An 8,158-nucleotide genomic window follows, 5' to 3' on the forward strand; every position below is an offset into this window, starting at 1 on the left:
GCTCCGCGGCGCCCGGCCGTCAGGCGCAGCCGCGTCCGGCTCCGGCGTGCCCGGCCGCCCGCGCTCCGCGGCCTCGCGAGAGGAGCGAGCTCGCCTCCTGGCGGGCTGTCATCGGCTCGGCGAGGTGCTCCATCCCCTCGGGCAGGGGCCGGCCTTTCGCTCTCATCGCCTTGCCGTACAGGTGGCCCGCGCGGTAGGAGGAGCGTACGAGCGGCCCGGCCATGACGCCGGCGAAGCCCATCCGCTCCCCGAGCCTCTGCAAGTCCAGGAATTCCTGCGGTTTGACCCAGCGGTCGATCGGGTGGTGGAGGGCGGACGGGCGCAGGTACTGGGTGATCGTCAGCAGGTCGCAGGAATTGTCGCGGAGGTCGGCCATGGCCTGTTCGATCTCCTCGCGCGTCTCCCCCATGCCGAGGATGAGGTTGGACTTGGTGACCAGCCCCTCCTCGGAGGCCATGGCGATGACGTCCAGCGAGCGCTCGTAGCGGAAGGCGGGGCGGATCCTCTTGAAGATGCGCGGCACCGTCTCCAGGTTGTGGGCGAAGACCTCCGGGCGGGAGTCGATCACCGCCTTCAATGCGGCGAGGTCCCCCTGGAAGTCGTCGACGAGCAGCTCCACGCCGGTGCCGGGGCATTGGCCGTGGATCTGCCTGCACGTCTCGGCGTAGATCCAGGACGCGCCGTCGGGCAGGTCGTCGCGGGCGACTCCGGTCACGGTGGCGTAGCGCAGCCCGAGGCCGCGCACCGACTCGCCGACCCGGCGCGGCTCGTCCGCGTCGAGCGGAGCCGGCTTGCCGGTGGCGATCTGGCAGAAGTCGCAGCGCCGCGTGCACGCCGAACCCCCCACGAGGAAGGTCGCCTCGCGGTCCTCCCAGCATTCGTAGACGTTCGGGCACCCGGCCTCCTGGCACACCGTGTGCAGAGCCGATCCGGAGACGAGCCGGCGCATGTCCTGGAACCCCTCGCCGACGACCGCCGTCGTGCGGATCCAGTCCGGCTTGCCCTCGATGGGCGTCTGCGCGTTGCGGGCTTCGACTCTCAGGAGCCTGCGGCCGTCGGGCGCGACGGCCGTCCCTCGATTCGTCATCGCCCCTCCGTTCGAAGCTGGAATGCGCCCAACGCCGACGAGAGCTCGGGGAGGAGGGCCTCCGCCGCCTCGTCGAGCGTGGCCGCCCGGCCCAATGACTCCATGGAGGCCACGCCGGCGTCGGAGATGCCGCAGGGGACGATCCGTGTGAATTTCTCCAGGTCCGTCGCGACGTTGAGAGCCAGGCCGTGCAATGTCGTGTTCCGTGAGAATTTTACACCGATGGCGCAGATCTTGTTCCCTCCGCACCATACGCCGGAGCGTCCCCCCACTCGCTCGCCGCGGATGGAGAAGGCGGCGAGCGCCGCGATGACGGCCCCCTCCAGGGCGCGCACGAAGGCGACGACGTCGCTGCCCTCCGGCGTCCTGACGATGGGGTAGACGACCAGCTGCCCCGGCCCGTGGTAGGTGACGGAGCCTCCCCGGTCCGCCTCGACCACGGCGAGGCCGGCGTCGGGGACGTCCTGCGGCCGCGTGCGGCGGCCCGCCGTGTAGACGTCGCGGGACTGCCAGGCGATCAGGGTGTCGGGAGCGCGCAGGTCCGCCACATCGTGATGGAGATCGCGCTGGAGGGCGTCGACCTCCATGTAGTCCAGCGGACCCCGGTCCAGCAGATTGAGAACGCGCACCCGTCGAGCATATGTTTCCCCCTCCCCGTTGCGCGAACCGCCGCCGCGGGTGCGGGCGAACCCGGCTGAAAGGCGTGGGCGGCCCCGAGCGGCTCGGGCGCGTCAACGCACGGGAACGGATGATGCGCCGCCGGCGTCGGGCGGGGGAGCGGGTTCGAGTCCGCCCGCAGCGGTCGGGCCCGGAACCGGGCGAATATACGACCTCGGCAAAGCTTTGGTAAAGTCTGCGGCTAAGTCCTACCCGCGTGACTCCCGCAGGCCGTGGCCGGCGGAGCGCGCGGGGCTTTCTCGAGGCGACGGCTGTTTTACACGACGTTTACAGAGCGCGTGTGTAAGATGCACGAGCCGTGTCGAGGGCACGAGTCCCAGAGTGAGAGGCCACAGAAGTGGTGAGATACGTCTTCCGGAAGATGTTCGGTTGGCTGGTGATGGTCTTCATCGCCACCAACATGACATACTTCCTCGCGAATTGGTTTTTGGACCCGTATTCGAATTACATCGGGCGCAAGCCCCCGCTGCCGCATCGGCAGATCATCGCCACGCTGGAACCGATGAACCTCAGCCCGGAGACTCCGCTGCTCACCCGGTGGTGGAGGTGGCTCAGCGGCGTCCTCTTCCACTGGGACTGGGGCAAGGGCATCGTCGGCAGCAGCGTCAACGACGAGATCGCCTCCCGCATGTGGGTCTCGGCCGAGCTCGTCTTCGGCGCCACGGTCTTGAGCGTCGTCATCGGGGTGGCCATCGGCGTCTACACCGCCTCCCGCCAGTACAGCCGCTCCGACCGCTTCTTCCAGGGCCTGGCCGTCCTGTCGATGAACACGCACACGGTCGTCGCCTCGACCGCCCTGGTCCTGGCCGCCATCAAGATCAACGACATGGCCGGCACGACGATCTTCTACGTGACGGGCACCGCCGGAGGCGACGCCGAGGGCTTCCTCCCCTCCCTCGTCGACCTGCTGCAGCGCCTCACCCTGCCCACGATCTCGCTCGTCTTCATCTCCTACGCCGTCTACCACCTGACCCAGCGCTCCCTCCTGCTGGACAACATCGAGGCGGACTACGTGCGCACCGCCCGCTCCAAGGGCCTGACGCGCTCCCAGGCGATCCGCAGGCACGCCTTGCGCACGTCGATCATCCCCGTGGCCACGTCCGTCGCCTTCGCCATCCCCACCGTCTTCACGGGCGCCACCCTGACGGAGACCATCTACGCGTGGAGGGGCATGGGGCAGTACCTCGTCCAGACGATCACGAAGAACGACATCCACGGAGTCGTCGCCACCGCGGCGTTCACCGCCGTGCTGACGGCCGTCGGGGCGATCCTCTCCGACATCATCATCGTCGTCCTAGACCCCAGAGTGAGGGTGAGCTGACATGGCCCAGACCCCGGAAATCGAGACCCCGGACATCCAGGACCCGCAAGTCCGGGAGCCTGAGGCGGCGCCCGCCCCCGACGGCCGGGCCGCCGAGCGCAGGCCCCGGCGCGGCAGGCGCGGCAAGGCCTCCGCAGCCGAGGAGAAGGAGGCGGCCGTCACCGGCGGGATGCGGCTGTCCACCCTCTACTTCCGGCGCTTCATGCGCAACAAGCCGGCGGTCGCCGGATCGGCCATCTTCGTCTTCCTCGTCCTGCTTGTCTTCGTCGGCCCCCGTCTGACCAAGTGGGACTACGAGGACCTCGACCGGTACAACATCCAGACCCCGCCCTCGCCCGAGCACTGGTTCGGAACCTCGGGCGCCGGCAACGACATGTTCGCCCAGGTCGTCCACGGCCTCGGCCGGTCGCTGACCATCGCCCTGACCGTCTCGATCGCGACGACGGCCATATCCGCCTTCATCGGATCGATAGCCGCCTTCCTCGGCGGTCGCGCGGAGAGGGCCATCCTCGCCTTCATCCACTTCATGCTCATCATCCCGAGCTTCCTCCTGGTGGCACTCCTCGTGGCCGGTTCCGGCGGCGACTGGAAGGTCCTCACGGTGGTCCTCATCGTCATCGGATGGATGTACCCGGCGCGGATCGTCTGGTCGCTGGCGATTTCGATCCGCGAGCGCGAATACGTGAAGGCGGCGCGCTTCATGGGCGTGTCCGGCCCGCGCATCGTCATCCGCCACATCATCCCGAACATCGGCTCGCTCCTCATCGTCAACGCCACGCTCGGCGTCGTCACCACCGTCATGTCGGAGACGGGCCTGTCCTTCCTCGGGCTGGGCGTCAAGCTCCCCGACATCTCGCTCGGCAATCTCCTGACCACCGGCGCGAATTCCGTTCGCACGGCCGCGTGGACGTTCTGGGCTCCGGCCATCACGCTCGTCCTCCTGACCGTGTCCATGGCCCTGATCGCGGACGGCCTGCGCGACGCACTCGATCCCAACTCGTCGGCTGGAGGCCGAGCATGACCGATCCGATCCTGTCCGTGCGCGATCTGCACGTGTCCTTCCCCTCGGAGGCCGGCCTCGTCGAGGCCGTCCGCGGAGTGAACTTCGACCTCTACCCCAAGCGCACGCTGTGCATCGTCGGCGAGTCGGGCTCCGGGAAGTCGGTGTCGTCGCTGGCGATCATGGGCCTGCTGCCCTCCTACGCGAAGATCACCGGCTCGGTGCGGCTCGGGGAGGAGGAGCTCCTGGGCAAGGGCGACGTCGAGATGTCGGAGTTCCGCGGCAAGGACCTGGGGATGATCTTCCAGGACCCCCTCTCGGCCCTCACGCCCGTCTTCGACGTGGGGACGCAGATCGTCGAGGCGCTCCAGGCCCACGACAAGGCCCTCAGCTCCAAGGCCGCCTGGGAGCGGGCCGTCGAGCTGCTCGACCTCGTCGGCATCCCCAACCCCCAGCGGCGGGTCAAGGCCTTCCCCCACGAGTTCTCCGGCGGCATGCGCCAGCGGGTCGTCATCGCCCAGGCGATCGCCAACAACCCCCGCGTGCTCATCGCCGACGAGCCGACCACGGCGCTCGACGTGACGATCCAGGCGCAGATCCTGGACGTCATCGACGTGGCCCAGCAGGAGACCGGCGCGGGCGTCATCATGATCACCCACGACATGGGCGTCGTGGCGGGGGTGGCCGACGACGTCATCGTCATGTACGCGGGCAAGCCGGTCGAGGTGGGCACCGTCGACGAGGTCTTCTACGAACCGCACATGCCGTACACGATCGGCCTGCTCGGCTCGATCCCCCGCGCGGACCAGACGAGCGACGAACCGCTCGTGCCCATCACCGGCAATCCCCCCACGGTCATCGACTTCCCGGACATCTGCCCGTTCTCCGAACGCTGCCCGGTGGCCACGGACGCCTGTCTGAAGGCCGAGCCCTCCCTGGAGAGCACCGATCCGCTCGTGCCGACCCAGAAGGACGGCATCGACCCCAGCGGGGAGCTCGTCTTCGTCCATTCGGCCGCCTGCGTCCGCTCCCACGAGATCGAGGGCCGCATGATCGGGGGAGAGGCGCTCTTCCCGGTGCCCGAGCGGCCCGCGGACGCGATGGGGGGGATCCCGCGCGAGGAGCGGAGGGTCGTCCTCGACGTCAAGGACCTCGTCAAGACCTTCCCGCTGGTCAAGGGGGCCGTCCTCAAGCGCCGCATCGGCTCGGTGTACGCCGTCAACGGCGTCGACTTCGAACTGCGCGCGGGGGAGACCCTGGCGATCGTCGGCGAGTCGGGGTCGGGCAAGTCGACGACGCTCCTGGAGATCATGGACCTGGGGATGGGCAAGAACCTCCACGGCTCCATCGTCGTCGACGGCACGGAGGTCACCGGCCTCGGGCGCTCGTCGCGGCGGAGCATGCGCCGCAAGATCCAGATGGTCTTCCAGGACCCCATGGGCGCGCTCGACCCGCGCCTGACGGTCAAGGACGTCATCGCCGAACCGCTCAAGTCCTTCGGATACGAGGGCGACGTCAACGAGCGGGTCGGCGAGCTCATGGACCTCGTGGGCCTCAAGCCCGAGCAGAAGGACCGCTTCCCCGGCGCCTTCTCGGGCGGCCAGCGCCAGCGCATCGGCCTGGCTCGCGCCCTGGCGACGAATCCGGACATCATCGTGCTCGACGAGCCCGTCTCCGCCCTGGACGTGTCCATCCAGGCGGACGTCATCAACCTCCTCGAGGAGCTCAAGCTCAAACTCGGCCTGTCGTACCTCTTCGTCGCGCACGACCTGTCGGTCATCCGCCACACCTCCGACCGCGTCGCGGTCATGTACCTGGGCAAGTTCGTCGAGACGGGGGACGTCGAGCACGTCTTCGACAATCCGCAGCACCCCTACACGCAGGCGCTGCTGTCGGCCGTGCCGATACCCGACCCGGACGTGGAGAGGAACCGCAAGCGGGTGGTGCTCAAGGGCGACCTGCCCAGCCCGACGGACGACAGCCCGGGATGCGCCTTCCGCTCGCGCTGCCCCCTGTACCTGACCCTCTCGGACGAGCAGAGGCGGCGGTGCGACGGCGAGACCCCCATGCTCGTGGCCTCCGACCAGGGAGTCGACCATGCCAACGCCTGCCATTACCGGTGAGACCCGCTCCATCCGCCGCAGACCCGCGGACGCGCGGAGGGTGGGCGTATCGACGTGCAAACGTCTCAGAATCCGGATTCCCCATTCCGCGATCGATCGGGGGATTCCTATGATGAAAACACTCAGTGCGCTCACCGAGCGTCTGATTCCGATGAAGGGATAGTCATGAGAAAGACTGGAATCATTGCCGCGGCCGCGGCGGTGGCGCTCGCGCTGTCCGCGTGCGGCGGCTCCCAGAACAGCGGCAAACACACGAAGCTGGTTGCGGCCGACTACAAGCGAGCCTCCTACGACGAGCTCAAGAAGGGCGGCACCCTGACGACCGCCATTCAGAGTATAACTGAACAGCAGAATCCTTTCCACCAGGATTCCACGGCGGACACGACCGACATGTGGTATTGGTACAATCCGCAGCTCGCCCTCTTCGACGAGAAGGGCAATTACAAGGCTAACCCGGATTACTTCACCGACGTGAGCGCTTCGCAGGTGAACGGCAACACCGTCGTCACCTACAAGATCCGCGAGGAGGCGAAGTTCAACGACGGCACCCCGATCGACTACAAGGCCTTCGAGAACACCTGGAAGGCGAACAACGGCCAGGACCCCGCCTACCAGGCGAACTCCACCGACGGTTACGTTCAGATCAAATCGGTGAAGGCCGGCGCGTCCGCCAAGGAAGCGGTCGTCACCTTCGACGGCGTCTACTCCTGGTGGCAGGGCCTGTTCAACTTGCTCCTGCACCCCGCCGTCGACACGCCTGAGAAGTACAACACCCTCTACAAGGGGCAGGTCCACCCCGAGTGGGGCGCCGGACCGTACAAGGTCGAGAACGTGGCGATAGGCACGTCCGCTCCCCAGGCCACCTTCGTCCCCAACGAGAAGTGGTGGGGCAAGCCCGGCAAGCTCACCAAGCGCGTCATGAAGCAGATGGAGGACCAGGCCTCCCTCAACGCCTTCCTCAACGGAGAGATCGACGCGACCGGCGTCGGCACGGGCGAGCGCCTCGCCGCGGTCAAGGGCAAGGAGGGGACGAAGGTCTACACGTCCTTCCGGCCCCAGAACGTCCTGCTCACCGCCAACTCCGCTTCGCAGGGGCTGTCGGATCCGAAGGTCCGCGAGGCCGTCTTCAAGACCGTCGATCGCAAGCTCATCGCCAACATAGTCTTCAAGGGACTCGACTACTCCGAGCCGTTCCCCGGTTCCCTGGTCCAGTTCTCCATCCAGGACGGATACCGCGACAACCTCTCCAAGGCCGTTACCCTCGATGTGAAGGGGGCTAAGAAGCTGCTCGACGAAGCGGGGTGGAAGGAAGGCAAGGACGGCGTCCGAGTCAAGGACGGCAAGAAGCTGGAGCTGCGCTACCCCGTCTTCAGCGACGACCCGAACATCAAGAACATCGCGGTCTCGATCCAGTCGGACCTCAAGAACGTGGGCATCAGCCTCAAGATCGAGGACCACCCCTCGTCCGACTTCGCGCCGATCATGTCCAAGAAGCAGTTCGATCTGGTCATGAGCTCCTTCGTCTCTACCGATCCGTACGGCGTCGCCTACTTCAGGCAGACCTACGCCTCGGATTCCACGCTCAACAAGTCGGGCACGGGATCCAAGGAGTTCGACGCCAAGATCGCCGAGATGGAGAAGATCGCCGATCCCAAGAAGCAGATCGCCAAGGCCAACGAGCTGGAGGCCGAGGCCTTCAAGTTCTACGGGGTCATGCCCGTCTACAACGGCGCCACTAAGAGGGCCGTCAAGGAGAAGGTCGCCAACTACGGAGCCATGGGCTTCGTCAAGCTGCCCATCCAGAACATCGGCTTCGTCAAGTGACGTGAAGTCCAGAGCGCCGGGATCCTCGGCGTCGATCCAGGCGGCCTCGGAGGGCGACCTCCGGGGCCGCCTCCGTCGAGCCGGACGCACGCGCCGGCCGCACCGACGGCGCCCGACCCTGCACC

The 8,158-nt window shown here is 67.3% G+C and carries 6 protein-coding genes; 4 read left to right on the top strand and 2 right to left on the bottom strand.

Annotation, left to right across the window (positions count from 1 at the left end):
* Positions 1–19: 19 nt before the first annotated feature.
* Together HMPREF0043_RS07390 and lipB are read right to left on the bottom strand one after the other, a co-directional pair.
* Positions 20–1,087, bottom strand: coding sequence for a lipoyl synthase (locus HMPREF0043_RS07390; RefSeq protein ID WP_021602380.1), 1,068 nt, complete (start codon positions 1,085–1,087; stop codon positions 20–22).
* Positions 1,084–1,716 carry a lipoyl(octanoyl) transferase LipB gene (gene lipB / locus HMPREF0043_RS07395; RefSeq protein ID WP_021602381.1) on the bottom strand — a complete coding sequence of 211 codons (633 nt, stop codon included), beginning with the start codon at positions 1,714–1,716 and terminating at the stop codon, positions 1,084–1,086. The genes HMPREF0043_RS07390 and lipB overlap by 4 nt, the downstream gene beginning before the upstream one ends.
* Positions 1,717–2,105: 389 nt before the next feature.
* On the opposite strand from lipB, the gene HMPREF0043_RS07400 reads away from it, so the two are divergent.
* The 4 genes from HMPREF0043_RS07400 (at position 2,106) to HMPREF0043_RS07415 (ending at position 8,033) form a co-directional block, all read left to right on the top strand.
* Positions 2,106–3,086, top strand: coding sequence for an ABC transporter permease (locus HMPREF0043_RS07400; RefSeq protein ID WP_232206077.1), 981 nt, complete (start codon positions 2,106–2,108; stop codon positions 3,084–3,086).
* Between the two features lies 1 nt (position 3,087).
* Positions 3,088–4,107: an ABC transporter permease gene (locus HMPREF0043_RS07405; protein WP_021602384.1), complete on the top strand. Its 1,020-nt coding sequence runs from the start codon at positions 3,088–3,090 to the stop codon at positions 4,105–4,107.
* Positions 4,104–6,209 (top strand): dipeptide ABC transporter ATP-binding protein, encoded by a 2,106-nt coding sequence (locus HMPREF0043_RS07410; protein ID WP_021602385.1) that lies wholly within the window; start codon positions 4,104–4,106, stop codon positions 6,207–6,209. Before HMPREF0043_RS07405 ends, HMPREF0043_RS07410 begins: the two co-directional genes overlap by 4 nt.
* A gap of 165 nt (positions 6,210–6,374) precedes the next feature.
* Positions 6,375–8,033 carry an ABC transporter family substrate-binding protein gene (locus HMPREF0043_RS07415; protein WP_021602386.1) on the top strand — a complete coding sequence of 553 codons (1,659 nt, stop codon included), beginning with the start codon at positions 6,375–6,377 and terminating at the stop codon, positions 8,031–8,033.
* The last annotated feature ends 125 nt before the right edge of the window (positions 8,034–8,158 follow it).

The organism is Actinobaculum sp. oral taxon 183 str. F0552, from assembly GCF_000466165.1.
In the GTDB taxonomy this organism is placed as follows: domain Bacteria; phylum Actinomycetota; class Actinomycetes; order Actinomycetales; family Actinomycetaceae; genus Peptidiphaga.